The organism is Acidocella facilis ATCC 35904 (assembly GCF_000687875.1).
Classification (GTDB): domain Bacteria; phylum Pseudomonadota; class Alphaproteobacteria; order Acetobacterales; family Acetobacteraceae; genus Acidocella; species Acidocella facilis.
This window is the reverse complement of record NZ_JHYG01000004.1, coordinates 96,774-113,133: the sequence shown is the minus strand read 5'-3', so window position 1 is coordinate 113,133 and position 16,360 is coordinate 96,774. Positions and strand designations below refer to the sequence as shown.

General features: G+C 65.1%; 19 protein-coding genes. 1 reads left to right on the top strand and 18 read right to left on the bottom strand.

Annotated elements, in window-relative coordinates; translation table 11 throughout:
- Positions 1 to 45: 45 nt before the first annotated feature.
- Genes mnmA through cysE form a run of 4 tightly spaced genes read right to left on the bottom strand, consistent with a single transcriptional unit; the run spans position 46 to position 3,255 of the window.
- Entirely contained in the window at positions 46 to 1,089 is a 1,044-nt protein-coding gene (mnmA, locus tag T331_RS0106700) for a tRNA 2-thiouridine(34) synthase MnmA (RefSeq protein WP_026439477.1), read from the bottom strand.
- Between the two features lie 42 nt (positions 1,090 to 1,131).
- Positions 1,132 to 1,461, bottom strand: coding sequence for a ferredoxin family 2Fe-2S iron-sulfur cluster binding protein (locus T331_RS0106695; protein WP_026439476.1), 330 nt, complete (start codon positions 1,459 to 1,461; stop codon positions 1,132 to 1,134).
- 30 nt (positions 1,462 to 1,491) lie between these two features.
- On the bottom strand, positions 1,492 to 2,583 hold the full coding sequence (locus tag T331_RS0106690) for a cysteine desulfurase family protein (protein ID WP_035179460.1): 1,092 nt from the start codon (positions 2,581 to 2,583) through the stop codon (positions 1,492 to 1,494).
- Positions 2,584 to 2,592: 9 nt separating this feature from the next.
- Positions 2,593 to 3,255: a serine O-acetyltransferase gene (cysE, locus tag T331_RS17590; protein WP_035179457.1), complete on the bottom strand. Its 663-nt coding sequence runs from the start codon at positions 3,253 to 3,255 to the stop codon at positions 2,593 to 2,595.
- A gap of 302 nt (positions 3,256 to 3,557) precedes the next feature.
- On the opposite strand from cysE, the gene T331_RS0106680 reads away from it, so the two are divergent.
- Entirely contained in the window at positions 3,558 to 4,223 is a 666-nt protein-coding gene (locus tag T331_RS0106680; RefSeq protein WP_008493499.1) for an alpha/beta hydrolase, read from the top strand.
- Positions 4,224 to 4,301: 78 nt separating this feature from the next.
- On the opposite strand, the gene T331_RS0106675 is transcribed toward T331_RS0106680, so the two are convergent.
- The 14 genes from T331_RS0106675 to T331_RS0106615 form a co-directional block, all read right to left on the bottom strand.
- Positions 4,302 to 4,790, bottom strand: coding sequence for a chemotaxis protein CheW (locus T331_RS0106675; protein WP_008493500.1), 489 nt, complete (start codon positions 4,788 to 4,790; stop codon positions 4,302 to 4,304).
- A gap of 108 nt (positions 4,791 to 4,898) precedes the next feature.
- Positions 4,899 to 5,273, bottom strand: a complete 375-nt coding sequence (locus T331_RS0106670; RefSeq protein ID WP_155992633.1) for a hypothetical protein — start codon at positions 5,271 to 5,273, stop codon at positions 4,899 to 4,901.
- Positions 5,274 to 5,344: 71 nt separating this feature from the next.
- Positions 5,345 to 5,920, bottom strand: coding sequence for a chemotaxis protein CheD (locus T331_RS0106665; RefSeq protein ID WP_008493502.1), 576 nt, complete (start codon positions 5,918 to 5,920; stop codon positions 5,345 to 5,347).
- Positions 5,917 to 6,948: a protein-glutamate methylesterase/protein-glutamine glutaminase gene (locus tag T331_RS0106660; RefSeq protein WP_008493503.1), complete on the bottom strand. Its 1,032-nt coding sequence runs from the start codon at positions 6,946 to 6,948 to the stop codon at positions 5,917 to 5,919. The genes T331_RS0106665 and T331_RS0106660 overlap by 4 nt, the downstream gene beginning before the upstream one ends.
- Complete coding sequence (locus tag T331_RS0106655) at positions 6,945 to 7,829, bottom strand: CheR family methyltransferase (protein WP_026439473.1); 885 nt, start codon at positions 7,827 to 7,829, stop codon at positions 6,945 to 6,947. The genes T331_RS0106660 and T331_RS0106655 overlap by 4 nt, the downstream gene beginning before the upstream one ends.
- Positions 7,829 to 8,293, bottom strand: a complete 465-nt coding sequence (locus T331_RS0106650; protein WP_008493506.1) for a chemotaxis protein CheW — start codon at positions 8,291 to 8,293, stop codon at positions 7,829 to 7,831. The genes T331_RS0106655 and T331_RS0106650 overlap by 1 nt, the downstream gene beginning before the upstream one ends.
- Positions 8,290 to 9,087 carry a chemotaxis protein CheA gene (locus tag T331_RS20395; protein WP_244876906.1) on the bottom strand — a complete coding sequence of 266 codons (798 nt, stop codon included), beginning with the start codon at positions 9,085 to 9,087 and terminating at the stop codon, positions 8,290 to 8,292. The genes T331_RS0106650 and T331_RS20395 overlap by 4 nt, the downstream gene beginning before the upstream one ends.
- Positions 9,078 to 10,490, bottom strand: a complete 1,413-nt coding sequence (locus T331_RS20390; protein ID WP_244876905.1) for an Hpt domain-containing protein — start codon at positions 10,488 to 10,490, stop codon at positions 9,078 to 9,080. Before T331_RS20390 ends, T331_RS20395 begins: the two co-directional genes overlap by 10 nt.
- 17 nt (positions 10,491 to 10,507) lie before the next feature.
- Positions 10,508 to 10,873: a response regulator gene (locus tag T331_RS0106640; RefSeq protein WP_008493509.1), complete on the bottom strand. Its 366-nt coding sequence runs from the start codon at positions 10,871 to 10,873 to the stop codon at positions 10,508 to 10,510.
- Positions 10,870 to 11,169 carry an STAS domain-containing protein gene (locus tag T331_RS17580; protein WP_155992632.1) on the bottom strand — a complete coding sequence of 100 codons (300 nt, stop codon included), beginning with the start codon at positions 11,167 to 11,169 and terminating at the stop codon, positions 10,870 to 10,872. Before T331_RS17580 ends, T331_RS0106640 begins: the two co-directional genes overlap by 4 nt.
- 49 nt (positions 11,170 to 11,218) lie before the next feature.
- Complete coding sequence (locus T331_RS0106630) at positions 11,219 to 13,177, bottom strand: methyl-accepting chemotaxis protein (RefSeq protein WP_026439472.1); 1,959 nt, start codon at positions 13,175 to 13,177, stop codon at positions 11,219 to 11,221.
- 127 nt (positions 13,178 to 13,304) lie between these two features.
- Positions 13,305 to 14,015 carry a uroporphyrinogen-III C-methyltransferase gene (gene cobA / locus T331_RS17575; protein ID WP_051622217.1) on the bottom strand — a complete coding sequence of 237 codons (711 nt, stop codon included), beginning with the start codon at positions 14,013 to 14,015 and terminating at the stop codon, positions 13,305 to 13,307.
- Between the two features lie 142 nt (positions 14,016 to 14,157).
- On the bottom strand, positions 14,158 to 15,015 hold the full coding sequence (locus tag T331_RS17570) for a division plane positioning ATPase MipZ (RefSeq protein ID WP_035179453.1): 858 nt from the start codon (positions 15,013 to 15,015) through the stop codon (positions 14,158 to 14,160).
- Positions 15,016 to 15,083: 68 nt separating this feature from the next.
- The gene (locus T331_RS0106615) at positions 15,084 to 16,286 is read right to left on the bottom strand and encodes an MFS transporter (RefSeq protein ID WP_026439471.1); all 1,203 of its coding nucleotides are present in this window, start codon (positions 16,284 to 16,286) and stop codon (positions 15,084 to 15,086) included.
- Between the last annotated feature and the right edge of the window lie 74 nt (positions 16,287 to 16,360).

Below are 16,360 nucleotides of genomic sequence, written 5' to 3'. Positions count from 1 at the left end.
GACGCCGATTTCGCAGCGCTACGATGATTTTCGAAGCGCTGCGATTCAGGCCGCGATGAAGCCGCCGCCCAGGATGCGCGAACCTTCATAGAACACCGCCGCCTGGCCGGGGGCGGCAATCGCCGGCTCGTCCAGCTCCAGCACGGCCCCGCTGCCGTCCGGGCAGATGCTGGCCGGGTGCAAACTGTCGCGGGCGCGCAGCTTCACCGAGGCGCGCAATGCGCCCGGCGCGGTCAGCCAGTTCACGTCCCGCAATTTGACGATCCGGCTCTGGCTGCCGCGCGGGCCGACGATGATGCGCCTGGTGCCGGGCTCAATGGCTTTCACCACCATATGGGCGGCCTTGTCCGGCAGGCGCTTGGCCTGGCCGATCGTGTAGCGGGCGATGCCCTGATGGGTACCCAGCACGCGGCCATCCTCGGCCACCACCTCGCCCTCGGACAGCGCGTCCGGGCGGAATTTTTCCACGATCTTGTCGTAGCTGCCGGTGGGGACGAAGCAGATATCCTGGCTGTCGGCCTTCTCGGCGACGGCGAGGCCCATTTCGGCGGCGATTTCGCGCACCTGCGCCTTGGAGGCGTAGCCGCCGAGCGGGAAGCGGCAGAATTCCAGCTGCGCCTGGGTGGTGGCGAAGAGGAACCAGCTCTGGTCGCGGGTTTCGTCCACCGCCTTGTGCATTTCCGCCCCGTTAGGGCCGTCCAAACGGCGGACATAATGGCCGGTGGCCAACGCGTCGGCGCCAAGATCCTTCGCCATGTCCAGCAGATCGCCGAATTTCAGATGCTGGTTGCAGGCGATGCAGGGCACCGGGGTCTGGCCGTCCGCGTAGGAATCGGCGAAGGCGGCCATGACGCTCTGTTTGAAGCGGGTTTCGCTGTCGATGACGTAATGGGCGATGCCGAGTCTATCGGCGACGCGCTTGGCATCGCTGATATCCTGCCCGGCGCAGCACGCGCCCTTGCGCCCCACCGCCGCCCCATGGTCGTAGAGCTGCAGCGTGACGCCGATCACCTCGTGCCCCTCGCGCGCCATCAGCCCGGCCACGACCGAGCTGTCGACGCCGCCGGACATGGCGACCACCACCTTCATCTTAGCTCTTTTTGGAGCGCGGCCGCCCCACCATCCCCGCGCTCATTTGCCCGCGTTCCGGGTGGCGGAAGGGAGCTTGACCACCAAGCCGTCCAGAGCCTCGGACATCACGACCTGGCAGCCCAGGCGCGAGGTCTTTTCCAGGCCGAAGGCGAGGTCCAGCATGTCTTCCTCGTCCTCGGACGGGCCTTTCAGCTTCCCGAACCAGTCCGGGTCCACGATCACATGGCAGGTCGAGCAGGCGAGCGAGCCTTCGCAGGCGCCTTCGATGTCGACGCCATGCTTATGCGCCACTTCCAGCACCGACAGCCCGACCGGGGCCTCGACCTCGCGGCTGGTGCCGTCGCGCTCGATGAAAGTCATTTTCGGCATGAAATATCCTTGAATTCGCTTCGGCGGTGCTTACGCCGATTGGACGGTTTTCCGCAAGGCGCGGCGTGCCATGGGCTCATAGGCCGCCTGGAAGGCGCGCACCATTTCAACATCGGCATTCCAGGGCAGAGAGACGCGGATGGCTTGGCCGGCGAGATCCCCCTGCCCCATCGCCAGCAGCACATGGCTGGCGGTGACCTTGCCCGAGGAGCAGGCGGAGCCGGCGGAGACGCAGATGCCCGCCATGTCCAGCCCAATCAGCTGGGTTTCGGCGCGCACGCCGGGCAGAGCGAGGCAGATGGTGTTGGGCAGGCGCGGCGCCCCGGCGCCGATGGCAACCGCCCCCGCCGCCAGGGCGGCCTGTTCGATCTCATCGCGCCAGCCGGCGATCTGCGCGGCGTCGTACGGGGCGCCCAGGGCCGCCGCGAGGCCGGCGATGGCAGGCAGCGCCGGGGTGCCGCCGCGCCTTCCCAGCTCCTGGCCGCCGCCTTTGATCAGCGCCCGGATTTCCAGATTTTCCCGCACCACCAGCGCCCCCGCCCCAGGCGGGCCGCCGAATTTATGGCCGGAGAGGGCAAGGCTGGCGGCCCCCAGCGCCAGCCAATCCTGGTTGCAGCGGCCGATCGCCTGCACCGCATCCACATGCAGCAGCGCCCCGGCCTCGGCACAGAGGGTGGCGGCGGCGGCGATGTCGTGCAGCACGCCGGTCTCGTTATTCGCCGCCATCAGGCAGACCAGGGCGCCGGGATGGGCGACGAGCAGGGATTTCAGCGCGGCGAGATCCACCTGGCCGTCCGGCTGCACCGGGATGATTTCGGCATGGGGTGCGGCGGCGCGGATGGCGTCATGCTCGGTGGCGCCGATCAGGATCGGGCGGTCGTGGCCCAGCGCGTGGAGGGCCAGGGCGTTGGCCTCCGTCGCCCCGGCGCAGAAGATCACATCCGCCGGGCGGGCGGCACAGAATGAAGCCACCCGCTCGCGGGCTTCTTCCAGGATTTTGCGCGCGGCGCGGCCGGCCTGGTGCACGGAGGCGGGGTTGCCGCCTGTCTCCATCGCCGCCAGCGCCGCGGCGCGGGCCTGCGGGCGCAGCGGCTCGGTGGCATTCGCGTCAAGATAGATCATCTTACCGGTTTACAGCCGCTCATCCTGCCGCTCGTGCACCTGCAGCCGGGCTTCCAGCGCCGTCAGCTCAGTGCGCAGCAGCTCGATTTCATGAAACAGCGGGTCGATGCAGGGATCGCAGGGCGTGCCATAGGCGTCGAAACGCGGCTTGCGGGCCTCGCGCTCCACCGGCCGGGCGGGGATGCCCACAACCGTGGTGCCCGCCGGCACCGGGGCCACCACCACCGCATTGGCGCCGATGCGCGCCCCCTCCCCCACCTTGATCGCGCCCAGCACCTTGGCACCGGCGCCGATGATGACATTGCTGCCGATGGTCGGGTGGCGCTTGCCTTGCGCGCTGCTGGTGCCGCCTAGTGTAACCTGATGATAAATATAGACATCATCGCCGATTTCGGCGGTCTCGCCGATCACCACCCCCATGCCGTGATCGATCACCAGGCGCTGGCCGATGGTCGCCCCCGGATGGATTTCGATGCCGGTGAGGAAGCGTCCGAGATGCGAGAGCCAGCGCCCGGCGGTGATGAAACCCGCCTTCCAGACCGCGTGGGCGAGCCGGTGCATCACCACCGCATGCAATCCAGGATAGCAGAGCCAAACCTCCAGCATGGAGCGTGCGGCGGGGTCGCGCTCGCGGTAGGCTCGGGCAGTCTCGCGCAAAAACATGAAAGGCATGCGAATTTCCGTGGATAAACAGCCTGGAAGCAGTCTATATTGAAAAGCCTGAGACGATTTTAGATGTTGAGAGACATCAGTAACCTTAGTCACGATCTTGAAGGAGCATTTAGGTATCAAAGCCTTCCTGGTCAATTAATACGGTTAGCAGGGAGAGTTATTTTCCGCGCAGCGGACAAGCTGTAGAAAATCCTGTCCACACTCTGTGCCAGCCCTGGTGCGTCACGCTTTTCTTTACGGTTTCCAGCCGGGGGAAGGCTTCGAGGATCGGGGCTGCCAAACGATGAAAGACGAGTTCGAGTATGCCTGAAGTGATGTTTGCTGGCCCGGAGGGCCGTCTAGAGGGTCGTTATCACCATGCGAAAGAGCGTGGCGCCCCGCTGGCCCTGGTTCTGCACCCCCACCCGCTGCATGGCGGCACCATGAATAACCGCATCACTTATACGATGTACCAGGTCTTCCAACGCCTGGGCTTCTCCGTGATGCGCTTCAATTTCCGCGGCGTTGGCCGCAGCCAGAGCAAGTTCGATGGCGGCATGGGCGAGATCAACGATGCCGCGGCGGCGTTGGACTGGATGCAGGCGCTGAACCCGGGCCATGGCGGGCTGTGGATCTCCGGCTATTCCTTCGGCGCCTTCGTCGGCATGCAGCTGCTGATGCGCCGCCCGGAAGTCTCCGGCTGGGTGTCCGTGGCGCTGCCCGCCGCCGGCTATGATTTCGGCTTCCTCGCCCCCTGCCCGACTGGCGGGCTGATCATCCATGGCGATGCGGATGAGCTGGTGCCGGAAAATTCCGTGCGCAAGCTGGTCGATAAGCTGAACCAGCAGAAGGGGGTGGCCATCGATTACCGCGTGTTCGAGGGCGCCGACCATGTCTTCGCCAATCATGCGGAGAAGGTGAGCGAGGCGGTGGAAGGCTATGTCAGCCAGTCCTTGGCGCGCAAGCAGATGGCGCTGGCGGCGGACTGAACCGCTCCTTTTGCCCAACAAAAACCGCCGAACAAAAACCGCCCTTCCGGGCGGTTTTTTTATTCGCGTGGCGGCGGTTCAGGCGGCGGCCCTTTCGGCCATTTGCTGCACGCTCTCCTCCGGGATCAAACTGCCAATGGCGAGGATGGAGATGATGCGGTTATCCATCATCACCAGCCCCTGGATGAATTCGCGGGGCATCTCGCTGCCGGTATCGGGGGTGCGCTGGCGCATTTCATCGGTGACGGTGATGATATCGCACACCGCATCCACCAGCAGCCCGGCGGCGCGGCCCTGATGCTCCACCACCACCACCACGGAGGCGGCCCCCGGTTCCGCGGCGGAGAGGCCGAGCCGCTCCGCCAGATCCACCACCACCAGCACGCTGCCGCGCAGATTGATCATGCCTTTGATGAAATGCGGCGCGTAAGGCAGGTGGGTGGAGGCGATCCAGCCGCGAATTTCCCGGATGGAACGGATATCGAACGCGAATTCCTGCGCGCCTAAGCGGACGGAGAGGAACTCCGCGCGATGCTCATTGGCTTTATATTCGGCCTGATGGGACATGATCTCTCGCTTGCGTTGGCTCGGGTTTGGAGGTTTTCGGGTTTTTGACCGGCCGGCCGCCGGCGATTTCAGCCTAGGGCGGACGGGTTAAAATTTGGTGGACGGGATTTAGAACATCTCCAGCTCGCCCGAGATATGCCCCTGATCCAGCGGCACGGGCGCACCTTTCAGCCGATATTGCAGCTCGGCCAGCCGGATCGAGGAGAGCGCGTTGCGGGAATCCACCGCCAGATCATCCGGCAACATCGCGCTGATATCGAGAATATAGCCCGAAAGTGCCGCCAGCCGCTGGGAGAGCAGGTCCAGGGACTGCACATCACGGTGACATTCAGGGTCCAGCGCCAGGCGGCGCACGGCCGGGCTGAGGCTGAGCTGAAAACTATCGGTAAAATGCCCAAGCTCCCGAAATTCCTCACCGATGGCGGTAAGGATGGAGCGCAGGGGGGTATGGTGGTCAGCGGCTTGGGAATTAAAATTTGTCATCATACCACTCCTATGCTTCAGCTTTGCGTCTCCCCCGGCGCTGTGCAGGCCTGCCGGGGTGACCGATCCGTTCAGAACAATTCCACCTGTCCAGCGCCGGAGCGCAGAACCGGTTGGCGCGTGGTTTCTTCGCGCATGATCGATTCTGTCTCCTTCTGCAGCAGCGCCTGGCGGGCCCGCCCGCCAACCGGCCAGAACTGGATGCGCCGCCCATGCACGCCGCGCAGGCTGCCGCCGACCAGCTCGATGCCCTCCTCGCGCAGAAACGCCTCGGCAAAGCTGGCATTGAGAGCGCCGATATCGGTCAACCCCTTGATCATCGCCGCGCCGCCAAACAGCTTCGCCTTCATGCGGGGCTTATGGGCGCCCATGCGCAAAAGATCGTTGATCAGCAGCTCCATCAGATTGACGCCGTAGCGCTGCGCGTCGCTACGCGGTGCCGGGGTGCGGGCATTGGCATCGCCGGGCAGAAGGAAATGGTTCATGCCCCCGACCTTTGCCGCTGGATCCCAGATGCAGGCCGCGATGCAGGAGCCGAGAATGGTGGTCAGCACCGCGTTGGGGTCGTTATCCACATGATGAAAGCCCTGAACGATATTGATCCGCTTCTCCCGCCCGGCGGGCGAGGAGAGATTGGAGAGACTCATGCGACGGAGCTCCTTTGCCGGGTATTGGTCAGGGCAAGGATCTGCCCGCCGATTTTGTCGAGCGGGCATTGCTTGGCCACCGCCCCCAGCTCATAGGCCACACGCGGCATGCCATAGACGACGCAGCTCGCCGCATCCTGCCCCAGCGTCTCGGCGCCGGCCCGGCGCATCGCCAGCAGCCCCTCCGCCCCGTCATTGCCGAGGCCGGTGAGGATCACCCCGACCGCCTGCGCCCCGGCTTGCTTCGCGACGGAATTGAACATCACATCCACCGAGGGGCGATGGCCATTGACCTTGTCCGCCTGGCTGAGCTGCAAGGTGAACTGGCTGCGCCCGGAGATTTCCATATGGTGATCGCCAGGGCAGAGATAGATATGGCCTGTCTCCAGCCGCATGCCCGGTTCCGCCTCGCGGGCCTGCGGGCGGCATAATTTATCCAGCCTGGCGGCGAAGCTGCGGGTGAAGCTGGGCGGCATGTGCTGGCTGACCAAAGTGGGCGGGCAATTGGCTGGGAATTTCGAAAAAATCTCGATCAACGCCTCGACCCCGCCGGTGGAGGAGCCGATCGCGACGATCTTGCCGTCCGGATCGTAATTCTGCACCGGGCTGAACGCGGCTTCGCGCAAGGGCCGGCGCCGCCGCCCCGACTGCGCCGCCGCCTTCACCTTTTCCGCCAGCAGCCGGAAACTATCCGGCGCGTAGGAGGAGGGCTTGGCCACGCAATCAAAGGCACCGATTTCCAGGGCACGCAGATTCACATCCGCCCCGGCCTGGGTGAGGGTGGAGACCATCACCACCGGTGTCGGCCGCAACCGCATGATTTTATCCAGGAAGGAAATACCGTCCATGTTCGGCATTTCGATATCCAGCGTGATCACATCCGGGGCGAGCTGCTTGATCATTTGCCGCGCCTCCAGCGGATCACCCGCCTGGCCGACAACTTCGATCTGCGGGTCCGATCGCAGCGTTGCGGTGATGAGGCCGCGCATGGTGGCGGAATCATCCACGACGATGACACGAATACTCATGTCCTGGCGCCTCCAGCGCGTTTGCGGTAGATGGTCACGCCATCACTGACCAGAAGCTGCTCCGCCGCGCCCGAAACACGTTCGGAATGACCGATATAGAGCGCGCCTGCATCTTCCAGTAATGGCGTGAAGCGCGACCAGATCCGTTCCTGGGTCGGGTTATCGAAATAGATCACGACATTGCGGCAGAAAATAATCTGGAACTTGCCTTTCATCGGCCATTGGCCAATGAGATTCAGCGGCTTGAAGCTGATGAGTTGGCGCAGCTCGGGGGCGGCCTGATGATGCTCCCTGCCATTGCTCACCGGTTTGAACCAGGCTTGCCGCAAAGAAGGCGGCACCGGTTCCAACTGGGAGTCCTCGTAAATGCCCGCCATGGCGGTGGCGAGAACATTCTGGTCGATATCAGAGGCCAGGATGCGGATATCAAAACGCGGCGCGTCCGGCATCTCCTGAAGCAGGGTCAGCGCCATCGAGTAGGGCTCCGGCCCGGAAGAGCAGGCGGCGGACCAGAGCCGGATTTTCTCCCCCGCCCGGGCGCGCCGGATCAACCCGGGCAGCATCTTCGTGCGCATATGCTCGAAATGATGCGGTTCGCGGAAAAACCGTGTCACATTGGTGGTCAAGGCGGCGACCAGCTCACGCCGCTCCTGCTTACCCTCCGGCGCCTCCACCAGTGCGCAATATTCCGCGAAGCCGGGCAAGCCGAGCTTGCGCACGCGCTTGGCGAGGCGGGAATAGACCAGATTGGCCTTCGCGGTGGAGAGGGTGATGCCGGTTTCCTGCATCATCAGCCGGGAGATCACCTCAAGATCGGCCGCGGTAAAGCGGAATTCGCTGTTCTCCACCAAAACTTTGGCTGTGGCGGTGAGCTGGGCCATCAGGCCGCCTCCAGCTCGTCCGCCGGCAGCACGTCGTCCAGCGTGATCAGGCTCACCATGCGCCCATCCATCGGCAATAAGCCCTTGACGAAGCCTTTCACCAGATCCGATGTCACATCCGGCACCGTCTGGATGAGATTATCGTTAGCGGTGAGAATATCCGAGACCGCATCGACGAGAATTCCGATCTGGCGCTGCGCCAGCTGGACCACGATGATGACATTGCGCGCCGTCGGCTCCGTGCCCGGCATGCCGAGCCGGGTGGCGAGATCGACAATTGGCAGCACCGCGCCGCGCAGATTGATGACGCCCTTCACATAACGCGGCGCGCGCGGCAGGGTGGTGGCCGCGGTCCAGCCGCGAATTTCGCGCACCATCATCACATTGATGCAGAATTCCTGCCGGCCAACACGAAAGGCAATCAATTCGCGCCCTTCGCCCAGACGCTCCAAAACATCGCTCATGCCGCCCTCCCGCTCAATTCAAGCGCCTTCATCTCGGCGGAATTGCGATTCATGTCGGCGCCGGCATTCACCACCACCGCATCCACATCGACAATCAACGCCACCCGCCCATCTCCCATCACCGTCGCCGCGGCGACGCCGGGCACGGCGCGATAATTGGCCTCCAGACTCTTGATGACGACCTGGCGCTGGCCGTGGATCGCATCCACCATCAGCACCGCGCGCGCGCCGCCCTCGCCTTCCACCAGCAACGCCACGCTCTGCTCCGGGTCGGCATGTTTCGTGCTGTAGCCTAGGCAAAACGCGACATCGACCACCGGCACATAGCCGCCGCGTAGGGCCAGCATGTTGAGATCCCCATCCAGCGGGAACACATCCTTGGCACGGGGCTTCAGCGTTTCCATGATGGCGCCGAGCGGGATGATCAGCGTGTTGCCTTGGGCGGAAACGACCATGCCATCCAGCACCGCCAGAGTCAGCGGCAGCGAGAGGGTAAAGGTCGAGCCCTGGCCGGGCCGGGAGGAAATCGAAATCCTGCCGCCCAGCGCCTGGATGGATTGGCGCACCACATCCATGCCGACGCCGCGGCCGGAAATATCTGAAACTTTCGCCGCCGTGGAAAACCCTGGCAGGAAGATGAGATTATCGATCTCTTCATCGCTGAGCTGGGCATCCGCGGTGATCACGCCATTTTCGATCGCCTTCTGCCGCACGCGGGCGCGGTTGATGCCGCCGCCATCATCGGCGACTTCCAGCACGATGCGTCCGGAACGATGCACGGCGGTCAGCCGCACCGTGCCCTCGGCCGGCTTGCCGGCGGCAAGCCGCGCCTCTGTGGGTTCCAGCCCATGATCGATGTCATATGGGTCAAAGGATCGGCGATGCGTTCGATGACGGTTTTATCAACCTCCGTCGCCTCGCCTTCGGTGACCAGCTTGACCTGCTTGTTGGTCATCGCCGCCACTTCGCGCACCAGGCGCGGCATGCGCTGGAACACCGAGCGCACCGGCTGGGCGCGGATGGCCATCACGCTATCCTGGATTTCACGGGTCAGATGCTCAAGCTCTTCCAACGCCATGGCCACGCCGGAGGAACGCGCGATGCCGGCTTCCAGCACACGCTGGCTCAGCATCGCCTCATTGATCACCAGCTCGCCCACCAAATCGATCATGCGATCCACCCGGTCGAGATCGACACGGATGGTGGCGCCGACGGCATTCGCGGCCTCGGCCTTGGCGGCCATGGCCTGCACCGCCGGGTTGGCGGGGCCAGGTTCGGGCGGCGCGGCGGGTTTGGGGGGCGGGGGAGCCGCGCGGGGGGGCGCGGCTTCTGGCACGGCCGGGGGCGTGGGCTCCTCCGGCGCCTCATCCTGCGGCTCGGAAGGCGGGAAGAATTCGAAGCAGAAGCCGTTATCGCCGGTGATCACCGTGCCGGGTGCGAAGCCGGATTCATCCGTGGCCGGGGCGGTGGCGCCTTCTAGCCCGGCATCGTGCCGGGTGATGCTGAGCCGGCAATCATCCTCGACAAATTCAAAGAGATCGGCAATTTCTTCCTTGCTGCAATCGCTGTTCAGAAGAATGCGCCAGGAGAGATAGGCACCTTCCGGGTCCAGCTCTTGCAGTTCCGGCAGTTCGCTGTCATCCAGCGTCACCTGCGTTTCGCCCAACCGTTTCAGCTCGCGCAACAGCAAGGCGGCTTCATTGGCCTTGGCATAAAGCGCCGGGTGCGGGGTGAACAATATCTCCCAATGCCCGGCGGCTTCCGGCGCTGGGCTGCTGGGGGGCGTGGATGCGGACTCCGGCGCGGCGCCGGCCTGGTCGATCTGGTTGAACTCCCCCGTCACGGCGGCGATGCGGGCTTCGTCCACGCTGCCGCCATCACGCGCGGCGCGGACGAGATCCGCCAGAATATCCGCCGCGCGCAGGAACACCGCGACCACCGGCGGCGAGGCCACCAGCAGGCCGGAGCGGACCTTGTCCAGCGCGGTCTCGAACACATGCGCGAAGCGCACCAGCGCGTCGAGCGCGAAAATGCCCGCCCCGCCCTTCATCGAATGCACGGCGCGGAATACGGCATTCACCGTTTCGGCTTCGGCGGTGCCATTCTCCATCGCGATCAGCCCGGTTTCCAGTTCTGCGAGCTGCTCCTCGCATTCCTGGAAAAACGTATCTCGGATTGCGGCTAACGGGTCTTCCATGCGGCCCTCCTTGAGGCTCAGGCGGCGACGCGGCGGATCGCATCCACCAGCTTCTCGGGGTCGAAGGGCTTCACGATCCAGCCGGTGGCGCCGGCCTCACGCGCGCGGTTCTTCTTTTCGATATCGACCTCGGTGGTGAGCACCAGCACCGGGGTCGCGCGGCGGGCTTCGTCCTGGCGCACGGCCTGGATGAAGCCGAACCCGTCCATGCGCGGCATATTGATATCGGTCACGATGACATCCGGGGATTCAGAGGCCAGAATCTCCAGCCCGTGCAGCCCGTCCTCCGCCTGGATGACGCGGAATCCCGCCGCCACCAGGGAATGTCGCAACATGTCCCGCATCGCGCGGGAATCATCGACGGTCAAAATGGTCATGCTCATGGTTTCGGTTCCCCGCAAATATCGTTGGACTGGTGCGTCAGATCGTCAGGTTTCAGCCCCATCAGCTCCAGCGAGGCGATGAGATCCTCGGAAGGGCTGTGCAGAAGCAGGCTGTTATCCTCCGCCGCCCAGGCGACACGGGCGGCCAGCAGCACCTGCAGGCACTGCCCGCCCAGCCGCTGCACCTGTGCGCCGTTGAGGCAGACATCCTGGCCGCGCCGTTGCAGGAACATCTCCTGCAAGGCGGGGGCGGCCACCAGATCCATCACCGCCGGCAATTCGATCTCGTCTGTCATGGTCTCGACCTTCGCTGCCAATCATTCATGTTTGGTTACGGGGACTGGATCAGAATTCGTCCCAATCATCCGCGCCGGCGGGTTGCGGCTGCATCGGCGCGGCTGCGGGCGCGCTGGCCCGGGGCGCCGGGGCGGTGTGCTTGGGCGCCGGGCGGGCCGCCTTCGGCTTGGCCGGCGCCGGGCGGGCATGCGCGGCGGGCGCGCTGGCCGGCACATCGCCGATCTTGAACTGGTTCACCAGCCGGGCCAGCTCGTCCGCCTCGGCGGCGAGGGAGTGGCTGGCGGCGGTGCTTTCCTCGACCATGGCGGCATTTTGCTGCGTCACCTGGTCCATCTGGTTGACCGCGCTATTCACCTCGGCCAGGCCTGTCGCCTGTTCCTGGGCGGAGCCGGCGATATCGGTCACCAGCACATTCAGCCGCGCCACCTGTTCGACGATGCGGGTAAGCGCCTGGCCGGTTTCGTTCACCAGCCGCACCCCGACCTGAACCTGCGCGCCGGAGGCGTTGATGAGGGTCTTGATCTCCTTCGCCGCATCGGCCGAGCGCTGGGCCAGGGCCCGCACCTCCGTGGCGACCACGGCGAAGCCCCGCCCGGCATCGCCGGCACGCGCCGCCTCGACCCCGGCATTCAGCGCCAGTAGGTTGGTCTGGAAGGCGATTTCATCGATGACGCCGATGATGTTGGAAATCTTCTTGGAGGATTCCTCGATCCCGCCCATCGCGGTGACGGTCTCGCCGACCACCAGCCCGGAGCGCTCGGCATCCTGTTTCGCCTCGTTCACCACGCCGCGAGCCTCGTTGGCGCCTTCGGAGGATTTACGTACGGTGGCGGTGATCTCTTCCAGCGCCGCGGCGGTTTCCTCCAGGCTGGCGGCCTGCTGCTCGGTGCGGCGGGCGAGATCGTCCGAGCTTTGGGTGATCTCGCCGGCGCTGGCGCGCACGCCCTGGGCGTTGGCGGCAATCTGCTGCATGGTCTGCTGCAGCGTCGCCACCGCCTTGTTGAAATCGGCCCGCAGTTTTTCATATTCGTCGGAGAATTGCTGATCGATCCGGAACATCAGGTCACCCACGGAGAGGCGCTCCAGCCCGTCGGCCAGGCTTTCCACCACCTTCGCCAGCATCGCGGCGGCCTGTTCGCGGGCGGCGGCGGCCTGGGCGCGTTCGGCCTCGGCGGCGGCGGCATTGCGGCGCGCCTCCTCCTCGACACGCTGCTTCTCCAGCCCGGCTTGCTTGAAGACCATGACGGCGCCGGCCATCTGCCCGACCTCGTCCTTGCGGCCCATCTCCGGCACCTCGGCCGCGAGATCCCCGCCGGAGAGGCGCGCCATCGCGTCACGCAGGCGGGTCAGCGGGTTGGAGACCCAGGCGGCGATGGCGAAATAGGCGCCGATGGCCACGGCGGCGAGCGCCAGCACGATGCCGATGAGCGACGTCCACATCGTATAAGCGGCGCCGCGCTGCACAGCATCCAGCTGCGTGGTTGCCAGCTGGGTCAGTTGATCGCGTTCCGCCCGCAAATCCCGGGCCAAAGGCGGGAAGACGTTGGCGCAATTCTGGTTGAATTCTGTCTGCGCCGCCTCGTTACCTGCCAGCGTGGTGGAGGCATTGCCCATCTGCGCCGCTTTGGCGCAGCTGGCATCAAAGGCGGCATCGCCACGTTGGCGCAGCTGGTTCAGAGCATCGGCCTGTGCCGGAACCAGGTTGGCGGCCTGGGTCATGGAATTGTCGAAGACCGCGCGTGCGTCGGTGATTTCCTTGCTGGCCTGCGCGTCGAGGTCAGCCCCCAACGTGATCAGCAGCCATTCCAGCGCGGCGCGCTGGCGCTGCAAGGCGCCGTTGGCATTGGCGACATCCACCGCCGCCTGCATGCTCGTGGCGTTGATCTGCGCGCCCCGGTCGGCGACCGTGCGGATCTGCGTGGCGACGAAGCCGGTGGCGATAAGGGCGACCAGCCCCAACACGCCGAGCACGGCAAGGAATTTAACGATGATCGGCTGGTTCTTCATATCGGCCCCTCGGGAATGGAACGGCCGGGACCTCCGCCCCGGTGGCACCCGCGAAGGGCGCTTGGGGCGGTGATAATGAATGAAACTTAAGGTTCGGTTGCCTGCTTTTCGCGCCCGGGGCGAAGTGTCAGCCCAGTGCCTCGCCGACCAGCACTAGAACCGGGCCGCTGGGCGCGGCGCGCGCCACCGCGCCGGCGAGGCTGGCCAGGGTGGCGCGCAGCACGCGCTGCGCAGGCAGGCTGGCGGATTCCACCGCGATCGCCGGCAGGCCAGGGGCCATGCCGGCTTCCAGCAATTTCTCCACCAGGCCGGGCAGATGCTTGCTGCCCATATAGATGGCGAAGCTGCCGCCGGCGCGTGCCAAAGCGCTCCAATCATGCGCCGGCAGCCCGGCATCCGCGCCATGGCCGGTGATGATGTGCAGGGAGCGGGCGATGCGGCGCTGGGTGAGGGAGAGCTCCAGCCCGGCGGCGGCGGCGGCGGCGGCGGTGATGCCGGGCACCACCTCGAAGCTGAACCCGGCGGCGCGCAGCGCCTCCATCTCCTCGGTCAGGCGGCCGAAAATCACCGGGTCGCCGCCTTTCAGCCGCACCACCATCCGGCCGGTCCGGGCATATTCCACCAGCAGCCGGCAGATTTCCGCCTGCGGGGCGGAGGCGCGGCCGCAGCGTTTGCCGACATCGACCAGCTCGGCGTCAGGGTTGATCAAGGCCAAGATGCCGGGGCCGACCAGGCTGTCATGCAGCACCACCTCCGCCTCGCGCAGCAGCCGGGCGGTTTTCATCGTCAGCAACTCGGGATCGCCCGGGCCGGCGCCGGCCAGGAAGATGCGTGTCATGTCGGGCCTCTCATCAGAGGCCGCTCTTCGGACATCGTGCGCGGGCTGGCAAGGGGGTTGCCGTTCTTTGCCAAAAAACCAAGGTTTTTGCAGCTTTTTGAAAAAAGCTGCACCAAAAACTTTTACTTTTTTAGGGGATTTTTTAGGCGACCAGTTCGGCTTGCGGCTCGGGTTTGCGCGGCGGCGGCAGCTTGATCGCGCCGATGACCGAGCGCACCTCGTTGCGTGCCGCGATGTGGGAGAGGCCCAAAGCGATGCCGATATTGGCCTCCTTCACATCCATCAGCGTCAGCCCTTGCAGGTACAGCTCACGGAAGATCACGCGCTCGCCAAAGCCTTTCAGCGTGCGAAAGCCGATGCGCTTGGCCAGGGTTTCCAGCGTCTCGCCGACATCGCGCTTGTTGCGCGCCTCCACCGCCGCCAGGCGGTTGCGCATCACGATCCAGTCGATCTTGCCCTTGTCGCGGTTGAAGCGGGTTTTGCGAGCTTCCCAGACCATCTCGGAATAGATGCTGGGCTTGATGATGTCGTGATTATCCGCATCCACCTTCGCCAGCATGGAGAAATCCACGAAGCTGTCATTGATCGGGGTGATCAGCGTGTCCGCGAATGAATGGCCGTAGCGGGAGAGGTAGTTGTCGGTGCCCGGGCAGTCGACGACGATGATCTCGGCGCCGGCCTCGACCAGAGAGGCCACGCCTTCGTCGAAATTATTGCGTTCTTCTTCCTCGATCTCGGCGCGGGTATCGGCTTCCGAGCGCGGCACCGGGCGGAATTCGGGTAGCGGCAGCTCGATGCCCTTGGCCTCGACGAAGGCCTGACGCGCGGCCAGCGTGCCGGCCAGCGTGCCCTGGCGGGCGTCGAGATCCATGGCGCCGACCTTATAGCCGTCGCGCAGCAGCGAGACGATGACATGCACCGAGGTGGTGGACTTGCCGCACCCGCCTTTCTCGTTGCCGAGCACGATGAAATACGGTTTTCTCGCCGCCTGCTCCGTCATGCCTCTGCTCCTTCACGCCGCTGAACCGGCCCGCAGGATAGCCGAGTCCCGCGAGTCGCCCCAATGATTCATGCGGCGTGTTTAGCGCCCGTATGCGGCAGGAACGCGGCGGCGAGGCCGATCAAAGGCAGAAAGGCGCAGATTTCATAAACCTTCACGATGCCGATGGCGTCCGCCAGCGTGCCCAGCACCGCCGCCCCGATGCCGCCCAAGCCGAAGGCCAGACCGAAGAACAGGCCGGAGACGGCGCCGATCCGCCCGGGCATCAGCTCCTGCGCATAGACGACGATGGAGGAGAAGGCGGAGGAGAGCACCAGCCCGATGATGACGCTGAGCAGCAGGGTGAGATTGAGCCCGACATAAGGGAGTGCCAGCGCGAAGGGGGCGACGCCCAGGATCGAGCCCCAGATGACGAGCTTGCGGCCGATTTTGTCACCCACCGGGCCGCCGATGACAGTGCCGATGGCGGCGGCGGCCATGAAGATGAACAGATCCACCTGCGCTTCCTGCACCCCCAGATGAAAGCGCTGCATCAGATAGAAGATATAATAAGAGGTGAAGCTGGCGATGTAGAAGAATTTCGAGAACATCAGCGCCAGCAGCACGACCAGGGCGGTGATCACCTGCTGGCGGGGCAGCGCCGGGGCGCTGGCGGCGCGGCGTGGCGCGCGTTTGGCATGGCCCTGGGTGCGGTACCATTGGCCAAGCCCGGTGAGCAGCACGATCGCCCCGAGCGCCACCAGGGCGAACCAGGCCAGGCTGGCGCGGCCATGCGGCAGGATGATGAAGGCGGCCAGCAGCGGGCCGATCGACTGGCCGAAATTGCCGCCGACCTGGAACACTGATTGCGCCAGCCCATGCCGCCCGCCCGAGGCCAGGCGCGCGATGCGTGAGGCTTCCGGGTGGAAGATGGAGGAGCCGACGCCCATCAGGCTCGCCCCCAGCAGCAGAATGCCATAGCCCGGCGCGTAGGCCAGGGTGAGCAGGCCGGACATTGAGAAGGCCATGCCGACCGGCAGCGAGAAGGGCAGCGGCTTTTTATCGGTGAACAGCCCGACAAGCGGCTGCAGCAGCGAGGCGGTGATCTGGTAGGTCAGCGTCAACGCGCCGATCTGGCCGAAATTCAGGTTGAAGCCGCCTTTCAGGATCGGGTAGATCGCCGGCAGCAGCGATTGCACCAGATCATTCAGAAAATGGCAGACACTGACCGCGCCCAGCACCGTGCTGGCGGTGCCGGCTGGGCGCTGCGGCGCGCTGATGACGTCACTCATAGCTTTGCATCCCCGTGCCGCTCGCGTTTCGCGGCGACATATTATTGCGTGTGAGAGGGATAAGACTTAAGGGA

What these genes read in the sequence shown, in the direction of transcription:
- T331_RS0106655 (WP_026439473.1), bottom strand. Translation starts at nt 7,829, where the DNA reads ATGGCCCAGCTCACCGCCACAGCCAAAGTTTTGGTGGAGAACAGCGAA.
- mnmA (WP_026439477.1), bottom strand. Translation starts at nt 1,089, where the DNA reads ATGAAGGTGGTGGTCGCCATGTCCGGCGGCGTCGACAGCTCGGTCGTG.
- T331_RS0106670 (WP_155992633.1), bottom strand. Translation starts at nt 5,273, where the DNA reads ATGACAAATTTTAATTCCCAAGCCGCTGACCACCATACCCCCCTGCGC.
- T331_RS0106660 (WP_008493503.1), bottom strand. Translation starts at nt 6,948, where the DNA reads ATGAGTATTCGTGTCATCGTCGTGGATGATTCCGCCACCATGCGCGGC.
- T331_RS0106695 (WP_026439476.1), bottom strand. Translation starts at nt 1,461, where the DNA reads ATGCCGAAAATGACTTTCATCGAGCGCGACGGCACCAGCCGCGAGGTC.
- T331_RS0106675 (WP_008493500.1), bottom strand. Translation starts at nt 4,790, where the DNA reads ATGTCCCATCAGGCCGAATATAAAGCCAATGAGCATCGCGCGGAGTTC.
- T331_RS0106690 (WP_035179460.1), bottom strand. Translation starts at nt 2,583, where the DNA reads ATGATCTATCTTGACGCGAATGCCACCGAGCCGCTGCGCCCGCAGGCC.
- T331_RS0106650 (WP_008493506.1), bottom strand. Translation starts at nt 8,293, where the DNA reads ATGAGCGATGTTTTGGAGCGTCTGGGCGAAGGGCGCGAATTGATTGCC.
- T331_RS0106665 (WP_008493502.1), bottom strand. Translation starts at nt 5,920, where the DNA reads ATGAGTCTCTCCAATCTCTCCTCGCCCGCCGGGCGGGAGAAGCGGATC.
- T331_RS0106640 (WP_008493509.1), bottom strand. Translation starts at nt 10,873, where the DNA reads ATGAGCATGACCATTTTGACCGTCGATGATTCCCGCGCGATGCGGGAC.
- T331_RS17580 (WP_155992632.1), bottom strand. Translation starts at nt 11,169, where the DNA reads ATGACAGACGAGATCGAATTGCCGGCGGTGATGGATCTGGTGGCCGCC.
- T331_RS0106680 (WP_008493499.1), top strand. Translation starts at nt 3,558, where the DNA reads ATGCCTGAAGTGATGTTTGCTGGCCCGGAGGGCCGTCTAGAGGGTCGT.
- cysE (WP_035179457.1), bottom strand. Translation starts at nt 3,255, where the DNA reads ATGCCTTTCATGTTTTTGCGCGAGACTGCCCGAGCCTACCGCGAGCGC.
- T331_RS20390 (WP_244876905.1), bottom strand. Translation starts at nt 10,490, where the DNA reads ATGGAAGACCCGTTAGCCGCAATCCGAGATACGTTTTTCCAGGAATGC.
- T331_RS0106630 (WP_026439472.1), bottom strand. Translation starts at nt 13,177, where the DNA reads ATGAAGAACCAGCCGATCATCGTTAAATTCCTTGCCGTGCTCGGCGTG.
- T331_RS0106615 (WP_026439471.1), bottom strand. Translation starts at nt 16,286, where the DNA reads ATGAGTGACGTCATCAGCGCGCCGCAGCGCCCAGCCGGCACCGCCAGC.
- cobA (WP_051622217.1), bottom strand. Translation starts at nt 14,015, where the DNA reads ATGACACGCATCTTCCTGGCCGGCGCCGGCCCGGGCGATCCCGAGTTG.
- T331_RS17570 (WP_035179453.1), bottom strand. Translation starts at nt 15,015, where the DNA reads ATGACGGAGCAGGCGGCGAGAAAACCGTATTTCATCGTGCTCGGCAAC.